At 35.3% G+C, this 24,363-nt stretch carries 15 protein-coding genes, 1 tRNA gene and 5 pseudogenes; 12 read left to right on the forward strand and 9 right to left on the reverse strand.

Features of this window, described 5'->3' with window-relative positions; translation table 11 throughout:
• Nucleotides 1–1,771: 1,771 nt before the first annotated feature.
• Nucleotides 1,772–2,902 carry a dTDP-4-amino-4,6-dideoxygalactose transaminase gene (rffA, locus tag CICURV3402_RS05845; protein WP_158380220.1) on the forward strand — a complete coding sequence of 377 codons (1,131 nt, stop codon included), beginning with the start codon at nucleotides 1,772–1,774 and terminating at the stop codon, nucleotides 2,900–2,902.
• Nucleotides 2,903–2,913: 11 nt separating this feature from the next.
• Here rffA and ubiG read toward each other — a convergent pair whose 3' ends face one another.
• The gene (gene ubiG / locus CICURV3402_RS05850; RefSeq protein ID WP_158380221.1) at nucleotides 2,914–3,663 is read right to left on the reverse strand and encodes a bifunctional 2-polyprenyl-6-hydroxyphenol methylase/3-demethylubiquinol 3-O-methyltransferase UbiG; all 750 of its coding nucleotides are present in this window, start codon (nucleotides 3,661–3,663) and stop codon (nucleotides 2,914–2,916) included.
• Nucleotides 3,664–3,793: 130 nt separating this feature from the next.
• Between ubiG and gyrA the strand changes: the two genes are divergently transcribed.
• Nucleotides 3,794–6,370 carry a DNA topoisomerase (ATP-hydrolyzing) subunit A gene (gene gyrA, locus CICURV3402_RS05855; RefSeq protein ID WP_158380222.1) on the forward strand — a complete coding sequence of 859 codons (2,577 nt, stop codon included), beginning with the start codon at nucleotides 3,794–3,796 and terminating at the stop codon, nucleotides 6,368–6,370.
• A 326-nt stretch (nucleotides 6,371–6,696) separates the two neighbouring features.
• Here gyrA and CICURV3402_RS05860 read toward each other — a convergent pair.
• Both CICURV3402_RS05860 and CICURV3402_RS05865 read right to left on the reverse strand, forming a co-directional pair.
• A tRNA-Val gene (locus CICURV3402_RS05860) sits at nucleotides 6,697–6,773 on the reverse strand.
• An 863-nt stretch (nucleotides 6,774–7,636) separates the two neighbouring features.
• The gene (locus tag CICURV3402_RS05865; protein WP_158380224.1) at nucleotides 7,637–7,819 is read right to left on the reverse strand and encodes a hypothetical protein; all 183 of its coding nucleotides are present in this window, start codon (nucleotides 7,817–7,819) and stop codon (nucleotides 7,637–7,639) included.
• A 670-nt stretch (nucleotides 7,820–8,489) separates the two neighbouring features.
• On the opposite strand from CICURV3402_RS05865, the gene CICURV3402_RS07845 reads away from it, so the two are divergent.
• Both CICURV3402_RS07845 and rnt read left to right on the forward strand, forming a co-directional pair.
• Nucleotides 8,490–8,762 (forward strand): hypothetical protein, encoded by a 273-nt coding sequence (locus tag CICURV3402_RS07845; protein WP_487249583.1) that lies wholly within the window; start codon nucleotides 8,490–8,492, stop codon nucleotides 8,760–8,762.
• 354 nt (nucleotides 8,763–9,116) lie between these two features.
• Entirely contained in the window at nucleotides 9,117–9,782 is a 666-nt protein-coding gene (gene rnt / locus CICURV3402_RS05875; protein WP_158380231.1) for a ribonuclease T, read from the forward strand.
• Between the two features lie 67 nt (nucleotides 9,783–9,849).
• Here the strand turns inward: rnt and grxD are convergent.
• Both grxD and mtnN read right to left on the reverse strand, forming a co-directional pair.
• A pseudogene (grxD, locus tag CICURV3402_RS05880) lies at nucleotides 9,850–10,149 on the reverse strand (Grx4 family monothiol glutaredoxin); the annotation flags it as partial.
• A 66-nt stretch (nucleotides 10,150–10,215) separates the two neighbouring features.
• The gene (gene mtnN, locus CICURV3402_RS05885) at nucleotides 10,216–10,929 is read right to left on the reverse strand and encodes a 5'-methylthioadenosine/S-adenosylhomocysteine nucleosidase (protein WP_158380225.1); all 714 of its coding nucleotides are present in this window, start codon (nucleotides 10,927–10,929) and stop codon (nucleotides 10,216–10,218) included.
• A gap of 843 nt (nucleotides 10,930–11,772) precedes the next feature.
• Between mtnN and CICURV3402_RS07270 the strand changes: the two genes are divergently transcribed.
• The 5 genes and pseudogenes from CICURV3402_RS07270 to htpX all read left to right on the forward strand — a co-directional run bounded on the left by CICURV3402_RS07270 (nucleotide 11,773) and on the right by htpX (nucleotide 17,829).
• Nucleotides 11,773–11,904 carry a hypothetical protein gene (locus CICURV3402_RS07270; RefSeq protein WP_268904320.1) on the forward strand — a complete coding sequence of 44 codons (132 nt, stop codon included), beginning with the start codon at nucleotides 11,773–11,775 and terminating at the stop codon, nucleotides 11,902–11,904.
• Nucleotides 11,905–12,436: 532 nt separating this feature from the next.
• Nucleotides 12,437–12,523 (forward strand): hypothetical protein, encoded by an 87-nt coding sequence (locus tag CICURV3402_RS07755; protein ID WP_187306994.1) that lies wholly within the window; start codon nucleotides 12,437–12,439, stop codon nucleotides 12,521–12,523.
• A 151-nt stretch (nucleotides 12,524–12,674) separates the two neighbouring features.
• Nucleotides 12,675–14,087, forward strand: a complete 1,413-nt coding sequence (gene degP, locus CICURV3402_RS05895; RefSeq protein WP_158380232.1) for a serine endoprotease DegP — start codon at nucleotides 12,675–12,677, stop codon at nucleotides 14,085–14,087.
• Between the two features lie 749 nt (nucleotides 14,088–14,836).
• Nucleotides 14,837–16,936: pseudogene (prc, locus tag CICURV3402_RS07800) on the forward strand (carboxy terminal-processing peptidase).
• A 17-nt stretch (nucleotides 16,937–16,953) separates the two neighbouring features.
• Complete coding sequence (gene htpX, locus CICURV3402_RS05910) at nucleotides 16,954–17,829, forward strand: protease HtpX (RefSeq protein ID WP_158380227.1); 876 nt, start codon at nucleotides 16,954–16,956, stop codon at nucleotides 17,827–17,829.
• A 1,939-nt stretch (nucleotides 17,830–19,768) separates the two neighbouring features.
• Here htpX and CICURV3402_RS07275 read toward each other — a convergent pair.
• The 3 genes from CICURV3402_RS07275 to CICURV3402_RS05920 all read right to left on the reverse strand — a co-directional run bounded on the left by CICURV3402_RS07275 (nucleotide 19,769) and on the right by CICURV3402_RS05920 (nucleotide 20,564).
• Nucleotides 19,769–19,894, reverse strand: coding sequence for a hypothetical protein (locus CICURV3402_RS07275; RefSeq protein WP_268904321.1), 126 nt, complete (start codon nucleotides 19,892–19,894; stop codon nucleotides 19,769–19,771).
• A 20-nt stretch (nucleotides 19,895–19,914) separates the two neighbouring features.
• Entirely contained in the window at nucleotides 19,915–20,142 is a 228-nt protein-coding gene (locus CICURV3402_RS07760; protein ID WP_187306990.1) for a glycosyltransferase, read from the reverse strand.
• Between the two features lie 236 nt (nucleotides 20,143–20,378).
• Nucleotides 20,379–20,564, reverse strand: a complete 186-nt coding sequence (locus CICURV3402_RS05920) for a hypothetical protein (protein WP_158380228.1) — start codon at nucleotides 20,562–20,564, stop codon at nucleotides 20,379–20,381.
• Nucleotides 20,565–21,444: 880 nt separating this feature from the next.
• Here CICURV3402_RS05920 and CICURV3402_RS05925 point away from each other — a divergent pair.
• On the forward strand, nucleotides 21,445–21,609 hold the full coding sequence (locus CICURV3402_RS05925; protein WP_187306991.1) for a hypothetical protein: 165 nt from the start codon (nucleotides 21,445–21,447) through the stop codon (nucleotides 21,607–21,609).
• 79 nt (nucleotides 21,610–21,688) lie between these two features.
• On the opposite strand, the pseudogene CICURV3402_RS07765 reads toward CICURV3402_RS05925, so the two are convergent.
• Nucleotides 21,689–21,805 (reverse strand): annotated as a pseudogene (locus CICURV3402_RS07765) (pentapeptide repeat-containing protein); the annotation flags it as partial.
• Nucleotides 21,806–23,590: 1,785 nt separating this feature from the next.
• Here CICURV3402_RS07765 and CICURV3402_RS05940 point away from each other — a divergent pair.
• Nucleotides 23,591–23,758, forward strand: a pseudogene (locus CICURV3402_RS05940) (phage terminase small subunit P27 family); the annotation flags it as partial.
• Nucleotides 23,759–23,765: 7 nt separating this feature from the next.
• Nucleotides 23,766–24,339 (forward strand): annotated as a pseudogene (locus CICURV3402_RS07010) (terminase large subunit); the annotation flags it as partial.
• Nucleotides 24,340–24,363: the final 24 nt, after the last annotated feature.

Consider the following 24,363-nt stretch of genomic DNA (forward strand, 5'->3'; position numbering starts at 1 on the left):
ATGTATTCATTTAATCTTAAATATCGGAGACTTCAATTTTATAATCATTTTTACTGATAATCATATCCACATTAATCGAAATTAATGCAGTTTTGATACTAGATAAAAAAATGATTGAGTGTAATTTATTACGCCTCGTTTTTTTATTTCTTTTATTGTAGTAGTAACACTGTATTTTCTCTCTATGGTCATCAAAAAAGTGAGGCAATCTCGTCAAAGTTTATCACGTTTGATTGATCAATTTACAATAATGTGCTCACTGGATTTTTTCATCAAAATGATTTTAAAAAATCAATAGAGATAAATACAGGTTTATCTCCACCATCAGTCATGATTCACTCTCGTCTCGGAGAGGGATTATTGGAATCAGTTATATTTTACTGGATTTAGAATTAAACCCTGATCGCACACAATATATCAAAATGATTTATATCAATGCGGTCAATTTAATTCATATTTTCAACGATATTATGAATATCAATAAAATTGAACGGGCCAAGATGGTCCTCAATGAGCAAGAAAGATTTCTTGCTGATTTTTGTTTAGAATTAAAAATTATTTCTAATATATTAGTCTATTCAAATAGACTAGAATTTATAATAAAAATGTTGCCTGATCTGCCAAAAAATTCATTATAAATAGTACGCGTTTACGTCAAATACTCTAGAACTTAATTGGTAATACCGTCAAATTTTCTGATTAAGGCAAAATTATTGTTAAAGTCTCTTATAAATCAAAAAACAAATTAATATTTTATATCAAATACTCCGGTATTGTCATTTTTATTGAAGAACAAAATAAAATTTTTTACTCTGTATTATCAAATACAAAACACTCCAGGAAAAATAGCAAATACAGGGGCCGGTATCGGCTTGGCTGCATCAAAATAGTTGTCCTAAAAAATAGGAGAGGATATTACCGTAAAGAGCATAAAGGGTCAGAGATCTTCTTTTACTTTATCCGTAAAATCGCCATTTTATTTTAAAAAACAGCTGTTTTGAAGAATTAGGATATAAATTTTCCTCTGCTTCATGTTCTTTTAGTTAAATATGTTAATATCAATATTACTGTCGCTTTCGCTGTTTTTAAAAAATTAAAGATCAGTTTTGAAGTGGCAGTAAAGCGTTATCAGTATTTAGTTTTGAACGTTTTGATTTAATTTTTTGGATATTCATCTGCAAGACATGACTAGTTTTGAGATTGCTCAGCAGATTCGATCAGATCATCATCAAAAGTCACTGCCACATTTTATTACTTTTGCAGATCATATCTTAAAAAAGAAAAAGAGTCTCTAGAGAAAGGCATGAATGATGTGCTCTCTAAACCGCTTTCTACGCAAAGTCTTATTAAAATAATAAGAAAATACTTTTCCGATTTTGACCTACCTCATCCAGAGAGAAAATAGCAATATAGAAATATTGAGGATAAGGGATTTGTTCTTAATCTAACCTTACTAAAACATTACATAGAACTGTTAGGATTTCCAACTATGGAAAAATGGGGCGTTGCTTGAAAGACGCTGCCTCATTACTTGTCGACATTAGAAGATCATGCAAACGCAAAAAATCAGTGGTGTATGTTAGAAGAGGCGCATAAAATTGCATGCGCTCCAGCTCTGCTAGATTGTCTTAATTACAGCAATGTTCCCACGAAATACAAACAACACCTCAATCAAATAAAGTAAAACATCGTGTCGATGATCTAAAACCTCACTGGGAAAGACATATAAAATTTTACGTGAATAAATTAAGCAAAATGAAGAGAAGATTCAATGATTCCATTTAACAAACCCGCCATAGTAGGAAGCGAGATTTCTTACATGCAACAAGCAATGCAATCTGGAAAACTCAGTGGTAACAACCGATTTACTCATCGATGTCAAGAGTGGATAGAAGTACGTTTTAAGTGCCAAAAAACACTTTTGACTCCATCTTGCACCGCTTCGCTTGAAATGGCGGCAATATTATTAAATATTAAAGCCGATGATGAAGTGATCATGCCAAGTTTTACCTTTGTTTCTACTGCTAATGCATTTGTTTTACGTGGCGCAAAAATAGTGTTTGTTGATATTCGTCCAGGTACCATGAACATAGATGAAACAAAAATTGAAGCTGCGATCACTCAAAAGACACGGGCCATTGTTCCCGTACATTACGCCGGTGTCTCTTGTGAAATGGATTTCATCCTTGATTTAGCAAAAAAATATCATTTATATGTCGTGGAAGATGCTGCACAAGGTGTGATGTCGACCTATAAAGGAAAAGCTCTGGGGACCTTAGGAGATATGGGTTGTTTTAGCTTTCATGAAACCAAAAATTACACAGCAGGCGGAGAAGGAGGGGCGATCCTCATTAATGGCAAGGACCTAATTGAAAAAGCCGAAATCATTCGTGAAAAAGGCACTGATAGAAGCTGCTTTTTCCGAGGCCAGGTGGATAAATACACTTGGCGTTCATTGGGTTCAAGCTATTTAATGTCCGATTTACAAGCAGCGTATCTTTGGGGGCAATTAGAGGCCGCAGATCAGATCAACGCTCGCCGGATGATATTGTGGAAAAATTATTATTCCGCTTTAGAACGGTTCGCTTTGTCTTGCCAGATAAGTCTTCCTTATATCTCTATAGATAGCATACAAAATGCTCATATGTTTTATCTTAAATTACGTGATAGGGAAAATCGGGAACATTTTATTCATCATATGAAAACGCATGATATTCTCATCACTTCTCATTACGTTCCATTGCATATTAGCCCCGCGGGGAAAAAATTTGGGCGCTTCGTTGGGGAAGATACAAACACCCTCCAGGAAAGTGATCGTTTGGTGCGCCTGCCTCTTTTTTACAATCTTTCTGATGAAATACAACAAAAAGTGATAGAAAGCGCGGTTAGTTTTTTTACCTAAATTATTTTTAATCACCACTGATGATGAGAACAGTCAATTTCTTTTTGAGCATATAACATATAATTCACATCCACATTCGGGTCAAGCTTAAAATGGTCCAGTATCGGATTATAATGCAAGCCTATCATATGTTTTGCCTGAAAAGAGGCCGCTTCTAACCAATCAATCAACTCTGATGGCCGAATAAATTTTTTTGCATCATGCGTTCCTTTCGGTAACATATTTAAAATATATTCTGCCACCACGACTGCCAAAAACCAGGATTTGGTATTCCGGTTAATGGTCGAAAAAAAAACATGACCAGAAGGTTTGACTAACGTCGTGCAGGCCAGCACAACAGACACAGGATCTGGCACATGCTCGAGCATTTCCATACATGTCACCACATCATAATATTGAATATGATCTTCTGCATAAGATTCCACTGTTTGACACACAAAATGGATCTCAAGCCCACTTTCTAAAGAGTGCCTATGAGCAACCTGTAACGATTGAACATCCATATCCAATCCTGTCACGGTAGCTCCTTCGCGTGCTAAACTTTCTGCTAAAATTCCCCCACCACAACCGACATCAATCACCTTTTTTTCAAAAATCCCTTTTGTATGCTGCAAAATATAATCCAAACGTAAAGGATTAATACGGTGCAATGACTTAAATTCTCCCGAAGTATCCCACCAGCGGGAAGCTAGAGCCGAAAATTTGGCGATTTCTTGTTTATCTACGTTGTGTGGTTTATTCCATTTATCAATTTTTGGCATGATTAAAAATAGCTCCTTTTTTGTGAGAGATTGACGATATCATATCCGGATCAGATCCAGATTGTGATAGTATTAAATCGTTTTAGATCACCTCCATCTTCAAAAAGAATATCAAAGGAATAACACTTTAATGAGCCAGCTTGCCAAAGAAATTATCCCAATCAATATTGAACAAGAACTTACAGATTCCTATTTAGAATATGCTATGTCGGTTATTATTGGGCGAGCTTTACCTGATGTTCGAGATGGTTTTAAACCCGTTCATCGCCGTGTTTTATATGCCATGAAAGTATTGGGAAACGATTGGAACAAAACCTATAAAAAATCGGCCAGGGTCGTCGGGGATGTGATTGGTAAATACCATCCTCATGGTGACACCGCAGTATATGATGCTATTGTTCGTATGGCCCAACCTTTTTCTTTAAGATACATGCTGGTAGATGGCCAAGGAAATTTTGGCTCAGTTGACGGAGATTCTCCCGCTGCCATGCGTTATACAGAAATTCGCATGTCAAAAATCGCAAACGAAATACTTGCTGATCTTGACAAGGATACAGTGAATTTTTTGCCCAATTACGATGAAACAGAGCAAATTCCAGAGGTGATGCCAACTAAAATACCGAATTTATTGATCAATGGATCCTCGGGTATTGCCGTTGGTATGGCAACCAATATTCCTCCTCATAATATTTCTGAAGTCATAGAAGCCTGCCTTGCTTATATTGATGATGAAAATATCAGTGTTGCACATTTAATGAAATATATACCAGGCCCTGATTTCCCCACCGCCGGTATTATTTACGGGAATAAAGGTATAGAACAGGCCTATGGTACAGGGCGAGGACGAATTTATATTCGCGCTAAAGCACGCATGGAAGTAGACAAAAAATCTGGTCGGCAAAGCATTATTGTCGATGAAATCCCTTATCAGGTGAATAAAACAAAGCTGATTCAAAAAATTGCCGAACTAGTCAAAGAAAAACGTTTAGAAGGAATAAGTTGCTTGCGTGATGAATCTGATAAAGATGGGATGCGGATTCTCATTGAATTAAAGCGGGATAGCATCGGTGAGGTGATACTCAATCAACTGTATTCGCTGACACAGTTACAGGTTTCCTTTGGTATCAATATGGTGGCTTTGGATCATGGTCAACCTAAAGTCATGACACTAAAAGACATTTTAAGGGCTTTTATACGACATCGACGTGAAGTAGTCACGCGACGTACGATCTTTGAATTATGTAAAGCTCGTGATCGAGCACATATTTTGGAAGCATTAGCCGTGGCATTAGCCAATATTGATATTATTATTCAATTAATTCGCAATGCTGGGAATCCAACTCAAGCAAAAACAGGCTTGCTGACGCAAGCTTGGCCATTAGGTCATGTGAAGAGCATGTTAGATTGTGTTGGAGATGCAAAAGATATCGCTCGTCCAGAATCGTTAGAAGTTAAATTTGGGATTCATCACGGGGAATATCATTTTACTGAGCAGCAAGCCCAAGCGATATTGGATCTGCGTTTACAAAAATTAACGGGTTTGGAACACGACAATCTACTCAATGAATATAAAGAACTGTTAAACGCCATTCACGAATTTAAAAAAATCCTTTCTGATCCCGATCGTTTATTAGCAGTCATTCGAGAAGAATTCTCGTCCATCAAAGCCCAATATCATGATCAACGTCGTACTGAAATCAAAATCAACACTGCGGATATTCATCTTGACGATTTGATACCACAAGAAGATGTGATGGTGACGCTTTCTCATCAAGGATATGTAAAATATCAACCTCTGAGCGATTACGAAGCCCAGCACAGGGGAGGGAAAGGAAAATCGGCGGCTCGAACAAAGGACGAGGACTTTATTGAACGACTGCTAGTGGCCAATACGCACGACAATATTTTATGCTTTTCAAGCCGTGGGCGCCTTTATTGGCTGAAGGTCTATCAATTACCTGAAGCGAGTCGTGGAGCACGAGGCAGGCCCATAGTGAATCTATTGCCATTAAACCTAGATGAATACATTACTGCTATTCTACCCATTAAAAATTATGAAACAGGGCAATATGTCTTCATGGCAACCGCCTGTGGCGTGGTCAAAAAAATCGCTTTATCGGAATTTAGTCGTCCTCGCAGCACCGGCATCTACACACTCAATTTAGATGATGGGGATAAACTGATAGGCGTCGACCTAACGGACGGCACTAATGAAGTAATGTTATTTTCCTCTAAAGGAAAAGTCATTCGTTTTTTAGAAGATCAAGTCCGCGCTACGGGCCGAACTGCAAGAGGGGTCGGAGGAATACGTTTAGCTCAAGAAGATCGCGTTGTGTCACTCATTATTCCTCGTGGGGAGGGGGATATTTTAACCGTGACAGCCAATGGTTATGGTAAAAAGACTTCTAACACAGAATATCCCACGCGGACTCGAAACTGCAGAGGTGTGATTTCTATCAAAGTGAATGAACGCAATGGAAATGTGGTGGGTGCGATTCAAGTAGATGAAAACGATCACTTAATGATGATTACAGATGCAGGCACTTTAGTTCGTACTCGTGCATCTGAAATGAATTCAATCAGCCGGAACACGAAAGGGGTGACATTGATCCGTACTCAAAATAATGAACAAGTAGTCGGTTTACAACGTTTGGTAGAACCTTCACAGGTCACAAAACCACACTTTTGCGAAATTGCTTATGAATAATAAGCTGTGTCGAAATGATGTTTACATCATCTGTTTCTATTAGGTTTAATGATTTTTGAGCAGGCTCAGTAGCGGTTAATCTTACAATGTTCTTCGCATGAGAAGTTTTATTGACCATCAATAAAAAATCAAAAAAACAAATGCGATTTTTGTCATTCATAGGTTTTCCTTTTCTTAAATATTAACTGTATAGTTTTTATTATATAAAAATCAACATATTGAATGCATAACCTGATGGACCGTATTTTATTCATAAAATAGGCACGTGGGTTGGGTAATCTGTGAAAGAAGATAAAGAAAAAAATGCAGAGAAAAAAAAGACCGCTTGGTGCATCCGAGTGGAGTCGAACCACCGACCCCCACCATGTCAAGGTGGTGCTCTAACCAACTGAGCTACGGACGCAGATATCAATATTTTTATTGGTTTTTAACGCGAGAGAATACTAACGAGCTGCTTTACAACTGGCAAGAAAAAAATGACATTTTTAATTAAAATTTCATTTTTAAAACCGATACTCTGACAATACAAGAAATGGTCAAGTTCAATCATTGTCAAAATGTCTGTAAATCTTCATTTTCTATTGCTTTTAGGGTCTCTAGTGTGGATTCAGCTGCTTTACCTTCTATGGAATTAGAGATATTCGTTTCATCTTTTGTATATCAAATACATTAGATTGACTGTACTAGTAGCACGGCTAAGTGTATTTTCAACAGACTCTAGATTATCATTTGATCGCTTATTAACTTCTCGTAAAGATAACTTCTCTGACTGGCTATGAGTTATTTTTGCTAATCGATGAGGTATTTCCTTAGAATTAGATGTCGCGTTTTTACCACTTTTAAGTTGATAGCAGAAGGGTAAATCCTGTGATAATGCATTATAAATATCTTGATAATAAATTAAATCGGCTGCACATAGGGTCTATACTTGATCGACATGATTTTTAGTAATCTAAATTCATACTCATTTAAATCAACATGCTTTTTGATCTGATCTGAATTCAAATAAGTATTTTTTCCAGAAAAATATCCAAGATACTTTCATATTCGTGCGTATTATGCTTAATTAAATCATCAACTATCTCTCTTATCGTTCCCTGCAAAGACTGAGTTAGTTTTTTGCTTTTGTTAACATATAAAAAGAATGCTATTGGTCAGTAGATTTTTCAAATACGGTTTTTAGTTTTGCAAAAATCAGATTGCAAGTCTTTCTCTATTTTTCCAGTTTTTTGACTACCACTTTTGCATGCTACAGATTACAACTAACTACGCGTTTTTCTCATTTTCTTTTATATTTTTTATCTCTCCCCTTATTTCTTTAATACCAGTCGTTATTTGATCATATGTTGCTATTTTAGATAGCTCACTCATTTTCTTCATGATAGCCATTGCATTGTTTTGCATATCAAGTAATACACTTTTGAGTTCACCAATAATTAGCTTAGCCAAACTTCCTCTATTTTTATATAAAAGCAGTTGAAAAATCAGGCTTAAAAATCTTCAATTTAAGTGTACTCATTATTTTTTCTTGTTGAGAAAGCTTTTTATGCTCAGATGCTACTGATAGAATTAACGGATCTTTTAATTCTCATTCGACGATATCATGAATTTTAATATACATATATTCCGATATTTTATCGCTTATATCTGCATCAAACTCAGACTCTAATGTTGATTTATATTCAATGCTGATTGCTTTAGCTTATTCCATAAATACATGTTGATGATTCTTCAATCATAAAAATCAAAAAACACCGAAAGCCCAAAATGTGTTTTAAAAAATTTTTAATTCAATTTGAGCATTTTAAAAAATTTTGAAGGCTTTACATATGCTTTACGTTTTTTTACTAAACAAAGATTATCATCTGCAACGTTAATTAAGTTTCTACAAAAGTAGAACCTAACGAATTTATTAGTTAAGAATCATTAAGGCGTTGCATTTATGTATTACGTCGTCTTCTTCATGCAAAATAAAATAACCGTTATATAGATACTGTTTACGGAAAAAGTTATCGATTTATTCAACCCGTGACTCAGTCAGAATGCTGCGCTGAATCCCAATTTAGTTTGGCTGTACTTCCTTTTAAATTACCTTAACACTGTGCTTCATTAATGATCCATGATTTTTTTAATACAGAGTTTCTCAAAATACACTTATTCTGGTTTGAACTTTTTGCATTCCACTTTAATTAACAGTTGCAAAGATTGCGACGATATCATGTGTTTTCTTGAAAAAATGAAACCTAATTATTATCTTTCTGATCATACCATCAATGACAGTGACATTTCTTCACTACGTATTGAATTAATTAAAACGAATGATCACTCTATTGTACATAGAGAAAAATTTGATCTCTGTGACAATATTCATCTGACTTGTTTAAATTTATAAGGTGTTATACAAAAATTGTTAGCTTGTCATATTCATTCTTTAAATAAAAAAAGCAGTTCTGTCCTTGTCTTGATACCACTTTTTCTTATTTAAGCGCACATCCCAAATTTTACTCTCATAAATTCTATGATATTAAAAACTTTATGACAGTTTCGACTGAGTTTGAAAAAATTCAAACTACTTCTACTTTTTAAAGTAAGATCTTTGAATATTATTTTGTAAGACTAAAAATTGCACGATGGGTATTTATGTAATAGTTTGAATTTATGTAATATTTCGAACAGTTTATCCTAACGTAAAGAAGTGTTAAAATTGAAATTCAAAATAAAATTTTATACACGCTATAATCATAATATCTCAGAAGATAACACATTGAACATAAATAAAAATAATATTAATACTTTACACTATCGTTTCCGTGGATATTACCCTGTTGTTATTGATGTAGAAACAGCGGGGTTTAATACTAAGACTGATGCATTACTGGAAATTGCTGCTGCAACCCTCTTTATGGATAAAGAGGGTTGGTTACATATAGAACAATCGATGCATTTTCATGTTGAACCTTTTGCTGGAGCTAATTTTGAACCTGAATCATTGGATTTTAATGGGATTGATCCACATAGTCCGCTTAGAGATGCAAAGAGCGAATTTGAGGTGTTGAAAAAAATTTTTAAAGTGGTTCAAAAAGGAATGAAAGAGCAATATTGTAAACGTGCGATTATAGTTGCACATAATGCGGGCTTTGATCATGCATTTGTTATGAACGCCACGCAGCGGACAGGATTAAAAAAAAATCCTTTTCACCCTTTTTCTACATTCGATACTGCTGCTTTAAGCGGTTTAGCGCTTGGGCAAACGGTCCTGGCTAAAGCTTGTTTAACAGCAGGACTCAATTTTGATATGAGCCAAGCACATTCGGCTCTTTATGACACACAACAAACCGCTCGCTTATTTTGTGAATTGGTCAATCGTTGGAAGCGCTTAGGTGGTTGGCCACCATCACCACTGCATTCTTAGCTGTTTTATTTAGATTCTTTATCTCCAGATCTTCAGTTATAGGAGATAACTTTTCTTGATATTGGAATTGTAATAATTCCTTTAATTCACCTTTTTGATGCATCTCTGTTAAAATATCACATCCTCCTACTAATTCACCATTAACCCATAGTTGTGGAAAAGTAGGCCAATTTGCATATTTTGGTAATTCAACGCGAATGTCAGGGTGCTGTAAAATATCGACATAAGCAAAACGCTCACCACAAACAGATAAAATCTTGACAACCTGTGCAGAAAAACCACAGCTAGGAATTTTAGGTGTTCCCTTCATATATAAAAGAATCAAGTTATTTTGTATTTGAAACTGAATTTTTTCAACAGTCGTCATATTTAACTTCCTTATGTATCTTTATAGTTAGAAAGCTACTTAGAAAAATTTTTTTAATGCAGATATTTAATTAATACTGCAATAAGTTTTAGGTAAAATAGATAACATATTTTCAATAACGGTGCTAGAACGTTGAGCAGATATGCACAAAAATTGTTTAAAGCTCAAATGAGACGCTTGATTGGCGACATCAGAAATCGAACGGATGACCACAAAGGGCGTCTTAAATTGATAGCAAACTTGAGCAATCGCAGCTGCTTCCATCTCTACTGCTACGGCTTTTGGGAAAAAAGTGCGAAGACGATCGAGAGCTTGGTCACCATTAATAAAGGCATCTCCACTGCAAATCAGGCCTTGCACTGCGTTTAAGTTTAAGTTTTTGACACATTCTAATACGACTTCAATAAGTTTTGCATCCGCAAAAAACGCCGGAGGGCAAAGCGCCATTTGCCCCAATTCATAGCCAAATGCAGTGACATTTACATCGTGGTAACGAACTTCGGTAGAAATCACGATATCTCCTATTTTCAAATCAGGCCAAAGACCTGCCGCAGATCCTGTATTAATTAAAATATCAGGCTGAAAATATTCGAGGAGTAAGGTTGCACCCAAAGCAGCAGAGGTTTTTCCAATTCCTGATTGAAGTAAAACAACATTCGTTTCCTCTAAAAAGCCGGAGTAAATAGAGCATCCTGCTCGTGTTAAAGTTTGACATGATTGAATTTTTTGACACAACAGAGTGACTTCTTCTTTCATAGCACCAATAATACCCACTTTCATTTTTAATCCCCTGATGTAAAATAATTGTTATAAGTTTTGATTTATAAAAATATTAGTGTCATTTTTGAGTTGATCATGTCAATCAAATAATAAAAAACAAGGATTTTTGGAAGATACCATGCCGAATTTTGATTTTAATTGAAAAATTATCTGTAAACGGCTTTATCCTCATGATAAAGATCGTATGATGAAAGATGAAGATTCCATCTTTCTATTTTTTGAAAGTGACAGAGGAAGGATTATTAATCCTGCAGCCATACGTCGTTTACAGCAAACAACACAAGTATTTCCTTGAGAACGTAATTCATCAGTCCGCAGCCGTTTAACGCATTCTCTCGAAGTTCAACAGGTTGGCCGTTATATTTCCAAAGAAATTATTTTTATCTTAAACAAAAAAATCAGATCAATGCATTAAGAGTGCAAAAATTGCGGGTCCCATTTAAAAGTTTTGTTGAGATGGCGTGTTTAATGCGCGACATTAAGAATCCCCCTTTCTGTCATTTTGGAGAACCTACTATCAAAAATTGGTTTAAAGGACAAAACAGATCCCTACAAAGACGACAAGCCATTATTGCGGTTTAGGGAAAACGAAAAACGCTGAATTTATTACGTAAAAAATCTATCAAGATTTGAGTCAATTTGAAGGCAACGCACAGGCGATTCGTTTGGTACATACGCTATTACAATTAAATCTAAGTTATCTCAAAATTTCCTGTATTCTAAAATATAGAAAGCCCGATTACTGGTCAGTAGATATCCATAAAAATTTTAATTTTTAATGAAAAATGCGGGTTTTATTTATCAGAATAACTTGTTGTAATAGAGATAAGAAATGCACTTAATATGAAGAGATTTGCCCGTTTTACTTTGAACCATATTATAGAAGCAGGGGATGATATTTCTTATTGTATTTCTGATTTAGAGGAGGCTGTTGAAAAAAATATTTTAATATTGATCAACAGTTTCACTATTTAAAAGAAATGGCGGGCGCTTTTGTCAAGAATGAGATTTTCGATACATTCATCCAGAATGAATTCAAAGAATAGAAAGAAAACTAGCGTAACGAAGAAGCTAAATTTTTATGTGTCTGAGAGTTAAAACAATGAAAGTATTGGTGCCGTATACAGTCGAACCTTTTGTCAATCACTTGCCAAAAATATTCTATGTCATCTTTAACCAAGCTCTTTTAGAAAATATCGGTCCTTGTACTACATTACTTAAACTTTTAAAAAAGTGGCCCAAAATATGTTTTTACTCATCCAGAAGTAGAATAAATTAAATTATAGGGTTACAGAATCATTATCTGTTTACTAAACATTTCTCACCCTCTTTTAATGATTCTATTTGATTCTTTTTCTCCATTAGTTTTTGAGAATTATCATACTCAATATGCTCTCGAAACACGTTTATTTCATATAATTGCTGGATAAACACCAGTTAGCTTATCAAGAAGCCGTAAAAAACTCAAGGATGTCTCTATAGAAGAAAAAATTATGAAAATTATTACATGGCTCGTTTAATACAAGATTATATCTGTGGTATGACAGACCTTTACGCATATAATGAGTATCGCCGTTTGATGATTGCAGGATAAGTTTTTAAAATGTGAGGTCCTACCTATTCTTACGATTAAAAATATTAAAAAAGTAACTTGATTAAATCTTTGTCATCATATTCAATCTTTTTTTTAATAAAAAGAATTCTTTATTTTTTAAAAAGAGAAACAAATCATGAAAAATACAGCCATAAAAAAAATGACTTTAGCATTGAGTGTGCTCGCATTAAACATAGGATTAACAATCGGAATAATACCTGTCAAAGCTGCTGAAACAATGCTTTCTCATAGTCAGCAGTCACTTCCAAGCTTAGCGCCTATGCTGGCAAAAGTCATGCCTTCGGTGGTCAGCATCAGTGTTGAAGGTAGTACTACTGTGAATAATTCGAGAATGCCGCCACAGTTTCAGGATTTTTTTGGAAAAAGATCCCCATTTTGTCAAGAGGATTCTCCATTCCAAGACTCTCCTTTTTGCCAAAGGAGTTCCCCATCGATGAAAGAAAAATTCAATGGATTAGGCTCAGGAGTAGTTATAAATGCCAATAAAGGCTATATCGTGACCAATTACCACTTAGTCGAAAACGTCAATAAAATTCAAGTACAGTTAGATGATGGTCGTCAATATAATGCAGAAGTGGTCGGGAAGGATGCGCGTACTGACATTGCATTACTACAATTTAAAAATTTTAAAAATTTAACTGCAGCTAAAATGGCGGATTCTGATGAACTACGTGTGGGGGATTACGTTGTCGCTATAGGTAATCCTTATGGATTGGGGGAAACCGCCACATCAGGAATTGTTTCAGCGCTGGGAAGAAGTGGTTTAAATAGAGAAAATTATGAGAATTTTATTCAAACTGACGCGGCGATCAACCGTGGTAATTCAGGTGGGGCATTGGTGAATTTAAATGGTGAACTCGTTGGCATGAACACCGCTATTTTAACGCCGGATGGAGGCAACATTGGTATTGGATTTGCTATCCCCAGCAATATGCTTAAAGATTTAACAAACCAAATGGCGAAAGGGGGGGAAGTAAAGCGGTCTGAATTAGGGATTGTAGGTGCTGAACTTAATGCGGAATTAGCGAAAGAAATGAATTTAAATGTTCAAAAAGGTGCATTGGTCACTCAAGTTTTACCGAAGTCTGCCGCCGAGAAAGCTGGTATTAAAGTAGGGGACACCATCGTCAAAATAAACGATAAACCTTTGAATAGTTTCTTTGAACTGAGGGCTAAAATTGGCACATTACCAGTAGGAAGCAACGTGGCCTTAGGTGTGTTACGTGATTCAAAATTAATTTCACTGAAAGTGATTTTAGAAGAAAGTGTTCGTGATAAAATAGAGTCCGAAAATATTGCGGGTATTCAAGGTGCGGAATTAAGCGACTTTTCTGGTAAAGGTGTAAAAGTCAACAATATCAAAGTTGGTAGTAATGCCGCTTCCTTAGGCTTAAAAAAGGGAGACATTATTACTCATGTCGCCCAGCAAAAAATTAAAAATATTGCTCAGCTACGCAAAATCCTCGATAAAAAATCTCATTTATTAATACTGAATATCGAACGCGGTGAAGAGAAACTTTTAATTATCATTCAGAATAAATAAATCTATCTTACACTCCCTGCAAAAAAGCAGGGACTAAGCACCTCACTCGACCTCTTTCAAAACCATAGCGAGGTCTGTGTCGACAAAGTCGTAGCACTGCCGACAGCAATAATACACATGTTTGTGAATAACGATGAGCTTGCTGGTGTATTGATATATCAAAATGGCCATCATTTATGAATAAACTTCTTTTATTATCTTTAATTTTTCAGTTACCTTTAGCAATGAGTTCTATCTCAATACCTTTGAGTAAAGTTAGAATCTCTTTATTAAAAGAGATTTGTGTAAAACAAAACAATACTGCTTTACAGTATTTTTTATTACGACAACAAGTAAATTTATGGAAAATAAATCTCAATTTAATAGAATTAAATCAGTTTTGACGTTTTTATCTCAAAAATTTCCACGTTTTTTTGTGCTTCAAGGCAAAGTACGACCTCTAAAAATTGGTATGTTCAGGATTGAACTAAACCTTTTCAAGGAGATAAAGTGACTCAAACACAATTACTCTCAGCTGTGCGTTTATATACCTATACTTTAGGCTGACGTTATCTTTTTTCGATAAAAGAAGAAGAAAAAAATTGATTTAAAGGGGGTTTTTATGCGAAACGGTTACAGAACAACACGATAAGCCCGCGCACAAACAGATTTCAGATGCAAAAATACGTCGACAAAAATAAAAAATGATACTCAAATGAACAAAAAGTCTTAAGCCATTTTAAACCGTGATCAACCTGGGTGATGAATAAATTAATGAAACTGCGATTTACTACTGGGTTATTTTTTATTTAGTATTTAGCAGTTATGCTAAAAGTACTGTTTATAACATTGCGAGTCTACCTTAGTTGTATCAAGAGATACAGCACGCTAATGTAAGTCAACGTGTAGTGTTGTATTTGATGTATTCTCATTATCGTCAATTTAATTTAGATAAGGCTTTTCAAACAAACTTTTTAACTGCTACCTTAATATGCTAGATCCTCGTCACAATATATTATTGATTTCTGATATTTATCCATTTATGGAAAAATCTATTTTATCTAATGAGTTAAAAGCAGGTCATTTGTCGATGGCTAACGATTTATTCAATATTATTCCAAAACGTCGCTTCGAGCGTTATCAATATACGCTCTCTTTATTAGAAAAACCCATGATGTTTACGGGTAAGGATAAAATTGCAGTTGATCATTCAAATACCCCTTGGCCATCAAATGAAAGGAGCTCAATCATCTTTGGGATCTCAAGGTAAAGTTCGAACAACGGAATCTCAAATTAGCAGGGAAAACAGACAGTGAAATTAAAAAAACTTTGATCAAACGTTACCATTTTGCCCTAAAAAATCTTATACAAACCAATAATGAAGATGTATTTCAAATAATTATGAATTCTTTTGCTCATGAACTGGATCCCCATACAAGTTACCTTTCCCCTTGTAATACAGATTAGTTTAATATAGAAATTAGTTTGTATCTTGAAGGCATCTGGGCAGTACTACAAACCGATGGAGAGTATACGATAATAAGAATCGTTGATTCCTGATGGGCTGCCGAAAAAAGCAAAGTGCTTTCGGTTGGTGACCATATTGTTAGGGTAGGGCAAATGAATCAACCGACAGTGGATGTTGTTGACTGGCGTTTGGATAATTTGGTTACTCTGATCAAAGGCCCTGAAGGGATAAAAGTACGTTTAGAGATTTTGTCTGTAGATAAAAATAAAAAATCTAAAATCGTCACACTAACGAGAGCATTTATCAAGTTCAAAGATCGTGCTGTAAAAATTTCCATGAAAAGTACGGGTAAAGGTTTAAATGAAGAAAAAATCGGGATACTAAAAATTCCTTGTTTTTACATTGGCTTGACAGAAGATGTAAAAAACAATTACAACAAGCGCATAATTAGCATCTCAGCGCTATTGTTATTGATTTACGAGGCAACGGTGGGGTGCATTAACAGAATCTATGTCTTTATTGGGTTTATTTATTTCTGGTGAAACTATCTTACAAATCAAATATAATCACGATAAAATCTAAAAACAAAAAAGAGCGATTCAAAAGTTTATTATAAAGGCCCACTTGTCTTATTGGTTGATCGTCATAGTGCTTCTAGCTCTGAAATATTTGCAGCGGCTATGCAAGATTATAGCAGAACGTTAATTGTAGGGGATCGCACCTTTGGGAAAGGCACAGTGCAACTGCATCGCTCCTTAAATGGTTTTTACGATAGGGTATTACATCCAGAATGGCTTAAAATAGGATCAATACAATATACCATTCAAAAATTTTATCGAGTCAATGGAGGTAGTACTCAAATTAAAGGAGTTATACCCGATATTCTTATGCAAACAGAAATAGATCCTTCAAAAACAGGTGAAAGCTTTGAAAAGAATGCGTTACATTGGGATAGCATTCAAGCCATCAAATGTACTAAACGGTCTGATTTAGAATCGATGCAACCTATTTTGTTAAAAACTCACAAAAAACGAATTCAAGATGATCCTGAATTTAAAAATATTGAGCAGGATATTTCTCGTTATCATATTTGGAAAAAAACAAAATACCGTATCTCTTAATTATATTGAATGCATGAAAGAGTATATGGATGAAGACCATATACACTTAGAATGCTTAAATCAACATTTCATAAAATGAGAAAAAACCCATAAACTCTTTGAAAAAGCTGCATAAAGATTATCAACCCCCTGATTCTTATTTAGATGAAAGTGTTCATATTGCAATAGATGTAGCTCACTTGAAAATAGGAAAAAATCTTTTAAAACTGATGCAGTTTATCAAGAAATACAAGCCCAACATTTTTATTAATTTACATTTTTTTGTTGTTTTTTATTATTAATCAGGAAATCACTTTTTATGATGCGTCTTATTTTATTTATTTTTACTAACTTATCAGTCATGTTAGTTTTCGGGGTGATATTGAGTCTGCTTGGGATTCAATCTGGCAGCGTCTCTGGTCTTATTATTATGGCCGGCCTTTTTGGCTTTGGAGGCGCTTTTATTTCATTACTGATATCAAAATGGATGGCACTACGTTCAGTCGGAGGCAAAGTAATAGAAACACCGAATAACGAGACGGAGCGTTGGTTGATAAATATGATTCGGAGACAATCTCAATCTCTAGGTGTGGAGATGCCTCAAGTCTCTATTTATGAAGCACAAGATATGAATGCTTTTGCAACGGGCGCGCGACGTAATGCTTCTTTGGTAGCTGTCAGCACTGGTTTACTACAAAATATGAGCCGTGATGAAGCAGAAGCTGTCGTTGCGCATGAAATGAGTCATATTTCTAACGGTGACATGGTCACGATGACTTTGATTCAAGGCGTAGTTAATACTTTTGTTATATTTATCTCTCGTTTGCTTGCTCAAATTGTCTCTGGTTTTATGTCGGATCAGCGTGAAGGTGAACAAAGCTCACCGAATCCGATAGTGTACTTCCTCATTTCTACAGTATTAGAATTAGTATTTGGCATACTTGCCAGTATCATCACTTTATGGTTTTCTCGTCACCGTGAATTTCATGCAGATGCAGGGGCCGCTAAACTGGTCGGACGTCAGAAAATGATATCAGCTTTAGAAAGACTTAAAAGTAGCTATGAACCGCAGGAAGCCAATAGCTTGATGGCATTGTGTATTAACGGGAAAACCAAAGCTTTCTGTGAATTATTCATGACCCATCCTTCTATTGAGAGACGAATTACAGCGCTAAAATCCGGCCAGTATTTATAATAGTAAAAAACAATTCATTTTTTCAATAATCACCGTATTAATTTTGAGTGATGATTAGCGTTTTATAACTGAGTACATTTAAAATAAAAATAAATAAATTAATGACTAAATTAGTCAGCATGATTGTCATTTTAATGCTGACAAGTTTCTACTTGTCTCATACAATAGATCATTGTCATTATAAAGTAGATACTCGTTATCCTACAGTAGGAAAAAATGATCGAATCAACTCGATAGTTTTACATTACACAGCTCTTAACGCGTTGACTCAGCAAAAAGTAAGGGCTCATTATCTTTTCCTGAAAAATTCAACACAACTAGTAATAAAGCAGTTGTTTTATAACGTGTCCCCGAAGTCAAACAAGCTTGACACGTAGTTATTAGCGCAATTGCACAAGCTTAAATGATACTTCTTGAGAGATTGAGATTGTGAACTGAGGATATACAACAATGTTTTTTGGGAATCGCTGGGTATCCCTTTAATAATAAGCAGAAACTCCTCATCAAACATATTGAACATTTCACTAAAGATCTTGTTAAACGATATAATATAAAATCTACCAATGTGCTCGCTTATAGTGATATTGCTCCGTTGAGAAAAAATGATCCAAGTCCTTTGTTTTTGGAACAACTTGCAAAAAATAGGAGTGAAGATACTAGCCGGATCAGGTTTTTGTAAAAATATATAAATCCCCGAAATGCAAAAGATCTTGCTTCTGTTGCTAACATCCAAAGATTGCTCGTTCAATACGAACTATATCATTCCACAAACAAGTCAATTATATCCCGACAAAAATAAAGTGATCAGCGCATTTCAAATGCATTTTAGGATATCTGATTTCATTGTGGGGCTAGATGCCTAAACTGGAGCGATTGCAGCCGCTTTTATTGATAAATATCCATTTTAAGGTGATTTGTACGAAGCGTGGGATATGTTGAATATATTGATCGAGTATTAGAAATAATAATTTCTTTCAATACATGTTACGATAATATTCTCATGTATCTCGGTATACTTTAAATAATCTATATGTTGCGCGCAATGAGACCTTTTCAGTCTAATACGTAGAGTGAGCTTCTCCGGGATACGCTAGGTATATGTTTTCCAACTCCATGTTTTTTCATCTGGCAAAATGTTGTCAGATCGAAATTAAGCTGTACACTAACATTTCACCTAAAATGTTTCTATTTTTCAGAAATATATGAACCGTTTTTTTACTTCTGTTGCGTAAAACATAAGCGGATAATACGCTTGAAGTTCTCGTTTCCCATGGGTACCAGAATAAACTATGATTTTCAATTTGTCTCCAGAGTAATGAGAGGGTTTTTTAAAAAACTTAATTGCATTGATTCTGATTACAAAGTGATTGCAGTGATCTCTCGAATCCACTTCTTAAGCATTCAGAGAAACATTCTATTATTTGACTCTCTCCTGACACAAGATAAGTGTATTAAAACTGCAAGATGTTTTGTCAAATTGACATCTTGTAGTACTGATGATGTCCGTTGCCATTACCTTATTTTTTAACCTTATCCGGCTGATTACAAAATTAACATTTAATTTTAATTTTTGCCATCAATGATGGATGCAAAACATTCTAATCAGTGACCATTATTTTTCTTATTTTTAGGTAAAATTACATAATAACTTTAAAAAGACTCAATGAAGTTGACGTGAAAATTATCATTTCTCCCTAGGTTAGCGCTGATAATTTAGTGAGGAAAAGTGAGTCACAACTGATGTCATCAGAAATCGCTTTTTTAATCCCCTGAAATTTTTGGTGATAAAAGATATTTTTTGATAACCCGACATTTGTGTTGTTCAAAAATATCATCGACCACTTGACGAGAAAGCAAACGGAAATCCCCTACGTGCTCTTCTATTTTTGCAAAGATATTTTGTTATGTACTTTATAAAACATCGAAGAACTAATGCGCTTCAAGTATCTATCTGAAGGGCGTTCTGTCCTTTTAGACAGAATAATATCAACCCCTCTTTCCCATTTTTAATCATCATAGGAATAACATTAATAGGATCCTGTAAATCAACATCTATCTGGATCATCAACTCACTAGTAGCATGAACTAACTCTGCAAAAAGAGTCGCTTCTTTCTAAAGTTTCTTAAAAAATTAATTAAAGTAATAATAGGATCTGCCAGTGATAACGTGCCAATGATATGCGAGGTTTTATCTCGACTACTATCAGTGATAAATATGATTTCAATTTCATACCGAAAGAGCGGCTGAAAATCACTAACCGTGTGATAAAAAACAGGAAGGGCATCTTGTTCATTAAATACAGGAACAATCAAAGAGATTTTTATATTTTAGCTTACCTAAAAAAACGAAGAAAAAACAAGAAAAGATTATGACTAGGACTTATCTCTAAAGTTTTAACCATGTTTAAATTGCGTTTAAAACAAGAACCCCAACAAACATCAATAATATTTGATTGTATTTCGTTGTAATGCGACTAAAATTCTTTATCCGATTGAAAAATATTTCATTAAAATTACTTTTTTATAAAGATAGACATTATAGTCAATTTTTAATACACCATTGTTCCTACCAGGTGGTCAGTGCTACTCTCCCTTTCTCTTTTAATTTTCCATAAAATCACCACTATCATATCCTTTCCATGTCTGCCTTTAGAAGCTGATAATAGTTTAGATAATTTTTCCCAAATCTTTTCATCTTGAGAACGAGTATCATGCCATTTTATGGCTATTAGCATACGATTGAAATGCGATTTAAAAAGTAAAATGACAATGGATTATACGTAGATAAATAGTTAGACCTGTGTTAATCCATCATCATGGTTCTGGCATCCTTAAAAATCCTCAATCGATATGGTCAGGCCGGAAAGGCGTAAGCCTAAAATTCATATCTCGGCTTTTCAGGTACTCTAATTAGAAGTGTTTGTTTATCTGAAGACCAAAGGACCGATATGAGGGTATTTCCTCCTATCAGTGCGGTAGTAACCCGGTAAAACATAAAAAAGTGATATCAGACAAGGGGTATAACTTTAGTGAAGTGAAAAACCTGATTCTGCAAAATGGAAAAGCGCCGATGATTCCCCTCTCTGCTATTAAACTTTTTTAGAAAGATAAAATAACACAAAAAGATTTCCTCACACTTAGATAAGCTAGATGTCATCAAAAAAATGACAGTGTCACTACAACTAGTACAACAAGCGTCATGGAAAAAGTGACTGCGATATCACCAAAACAGGGACACAAAAAAACACTATTACAAAAGATAAAAAAGACAATATATTTAAAAAATATCAACTACCTTAAACCCCTCCTTTGACAAAATCAAAATCGTTTTACCCAATCTAGGTAGAACTGTCTACTTGGCTACTAGAACGCACCTAGGATTCCTGGATGCAGTATCGCAAGGCAATCAACCCTCGCTACAAGCACATGAAACACAGTGTCATCATCAGCAATCTGGCCCCAACAGAAAACTAGCTGACTATATCGGAGAGCGGGTGATGGACCGGATGCAGGAAAGCGGAAGCAGCACACTGGCATTCACCTAGGACAGTTATCGGCAACAGAAAAATCAGTGCGTTTCAAAGAGGTTGTATTTTAACGAATCTGCTACAGAAAATGACCGACCTCTTAGGCCCTGCTATCGCCTACAAATTAGGTCAAAGTATAGGTAGCAAGAGAGTCGCTCCCTATAAAAAGCCAGGTAAACAACCCACTGGCGCTCTTATGGATACAGGTGTCGCTTACATGTCATCTGACAGAGAATCACTACACCAAATTTAAAGGAATTTAAACCATAAAAAAATTTTATTTCTATGATTTCAATCATTTTTTATGAAATCTTCGATTCAGGCAAACTTTATCAGCTTGCATCATTGAAGGTCGAGTCATTGAATCGCACATTACTGCAGTCAGTGTCCTCTAGTTTCGCTTCAATTAGAAAAACCTCATTGCAATTGACACCAATACACTCCGCTTTCTTTAATTCCGCTTAATTTAAAATAGCCCAAGACAGAAAAACTTCATCTTCCATATGGCTTTTTATAAATTGAACACTATTAAATATAGTGTTATCAAAGTTCGCTTTCTATAACTCAAACTCAGAGAGACGAGTGTCCTTTAGGCACTTGTTTCCACTGAAATTCACCCTCTGTAGACTCGCTTCTCTAAAGTTCGTACTAAGTAGGTTTTTTATTCTTAAGTCTATGTCATCTAGTTTCGATTTCAAGATTATTGCGCAGTCTATATCGGTATTTTGCATTGTTGAGCCTCTAAAATCAGCCTTCTCTAGATTTGGCATGTGGGTAATTAAAACCCATTTAAGTTCGTGTTCGTTACATCTGTGCCTACTGGTAGACGTAGTCCATTTAGCACTGTTTTTCTTTTTTCTTGTAACTGGTTGAATACATGTTTATACTCAATTTTAGAATCATACTTTTTTAAATCCGCTGGGTACTCTTCGTTATGTTTTGCAATCAATTCTATTATTATTTTTATTATTATTGAGTTTGCAGAAGTAGATAAACCATTTTATATGGATCCAATTTTTCCCCTATGATGATTAGTATCGCTCAAGCAGGGAGAATCATCCTTTGTGATTTTGTTTGTTGTGTTTTCTGTTCTCGGTTTAGGTTTTGAAAAACAAAATAAATCTACGAAACGGGTGCAAATATCATTAGATACCTTTCGTAAAGCCTTTAAGAATCGACTGAGTTTATTAGATTTTGATGTTAGTGTGTGATGATTAATCGGTTGATTATTTTGATTACTAACTAGGCCTGGCAAAAGGCTCTTCCTGCTATTACTTAAATGATTTTAATGAATAAAATATCAATGCCCTGAATAATATTTGTTCTTATTAAAACGAGCTTTAAAGAACCTCTCAATTTTTATTGAATCTCTTGTCCTTCACTTCCGTCAATTGCACTTTTGTGCCTTAACCTGATCTGTTATGATTCGCTATCATAAGGGTTTTCGTTTTTATGAGGCATAATGCCTGATATTCTCATCCGTTTTTTAGCAATACCTGCTGCGTATTTTACACCCTTTTGCTAATCAAAACGAATGATATTTTCCTCAACACCCGTTTTCACCATATATGCCTCAACAAAGCGGAAGTCTATTTTTAACGACTAAGTACTAACAGAGAGGCTGGAATATCTCTTATTAAAACGCCATACTAAGTCACTGCCTGATGCATTAGAAAATTTCTGTAATAATGTTGGCGTTATTACTTTTATTGCTTATTACCGCTATGAATTATCACGATCAGTAGACCAAAAACCCGTCAAACAGGGGTCTATGAGATAAAGAGGTATCAAATTTAGTTGGAACAATTACGACAGCAGATAAATACCGTGTCACAATTGGATGCCCAACACACCAGAACGTTAAAAGATGAACAGAACCGGATGGCACAAGTTGGAGAGCGATCTGTATGATAGCCATCGCCGATTGTGCGTCAAGCCCCCCTATCATGACCTGTCAACCAATACCACCACTCCGCCGTGAATGATGCAATCGACCCGACTGACTGACTCTCAACGAGATTATTTCACTCTCAGAGCCCTCCTTAAACTCGCCGTGCAGGGTTTTTCTTACCAGCAATCCTTTATGTGTGATGTGTTAAGACAATAACGTCATCAATTCGGCAACCGTCGTTGACCATATCGTAACTCACCCTCTGTATTTCGCTAAGATGCCAGAAGAATTGAAGATAGTTAAAAAACTAGTCTAGGATAAAAAAAACTGGCAAGCACTCTTAGAAAGGTCGTGTGATATTTACAATGAAATTCTATGCTATCGCGCCATGATACAGAGCATGGGTAAAACATTTAAGGTGTATTCTCAGAATGGTCTATTAATCAAAGCGAATCCCGCCGTTTCTGTGTTGTCTGATGCCAGTCAACATTTTAAAAATTATCTAGTTTAATTTAACTGATCGTTTTTTCAACGTATTCAAATTGAACGGCGGTATTTATGAAGACAATCCGTTTCACGTACTACCTTGGCAGTGGTTTATCATTGACGCTATTTGCAGCTGGCAAAGATAAAGCGCGAGCCGAAGTCTACATCGCTGTCGTCAAAAAAGACCAGGTGTTAATACTTTTTTATGACGCGGGAGCCATGGTAGATAAATCAGCTAAACTGGCGGAACGGATCCACAAATATAGTGGGGCCGGTAAAGTGAAATCTTGTCTTTTTCTACTTCAGTGCCTGTTCCCGGCCTATCAGTACCGATGATGAGCAATCCGGCCCCTGTTCTCACTGTGCCTTGATTGACGAAATTCACGAACACCAAAGTCACCAGGTCTGATGCCTGTGGGCACAAAAGGCCGCCAACATGCATTGATTTTCATGATTATCAATAGCGACCCACAACACAACCAGTGTATGCTACGAATATCATGAATACGGACGTAAAGTAGCAGAAAGAGTATTGAAGATGAAAGCTTTTTTACGTTCATCTGTTCGTGGGACGAAGGCGATAACCCTTGTAAAGATAGCGGTTGTTAAAAAAAAGAGAATGCCTCATTA

It is taken from the genome of Candidatus Williamhamiltonella defendens (assembly GCF_900699045.1).
GTDB classification, from domain to species: Bacteria; Pseudomonadota; Gammaproteobacteria; order Enterobacterales; family Enterobacteriaceae; genus Hamiltonella; species Hamiltonella defensa_A.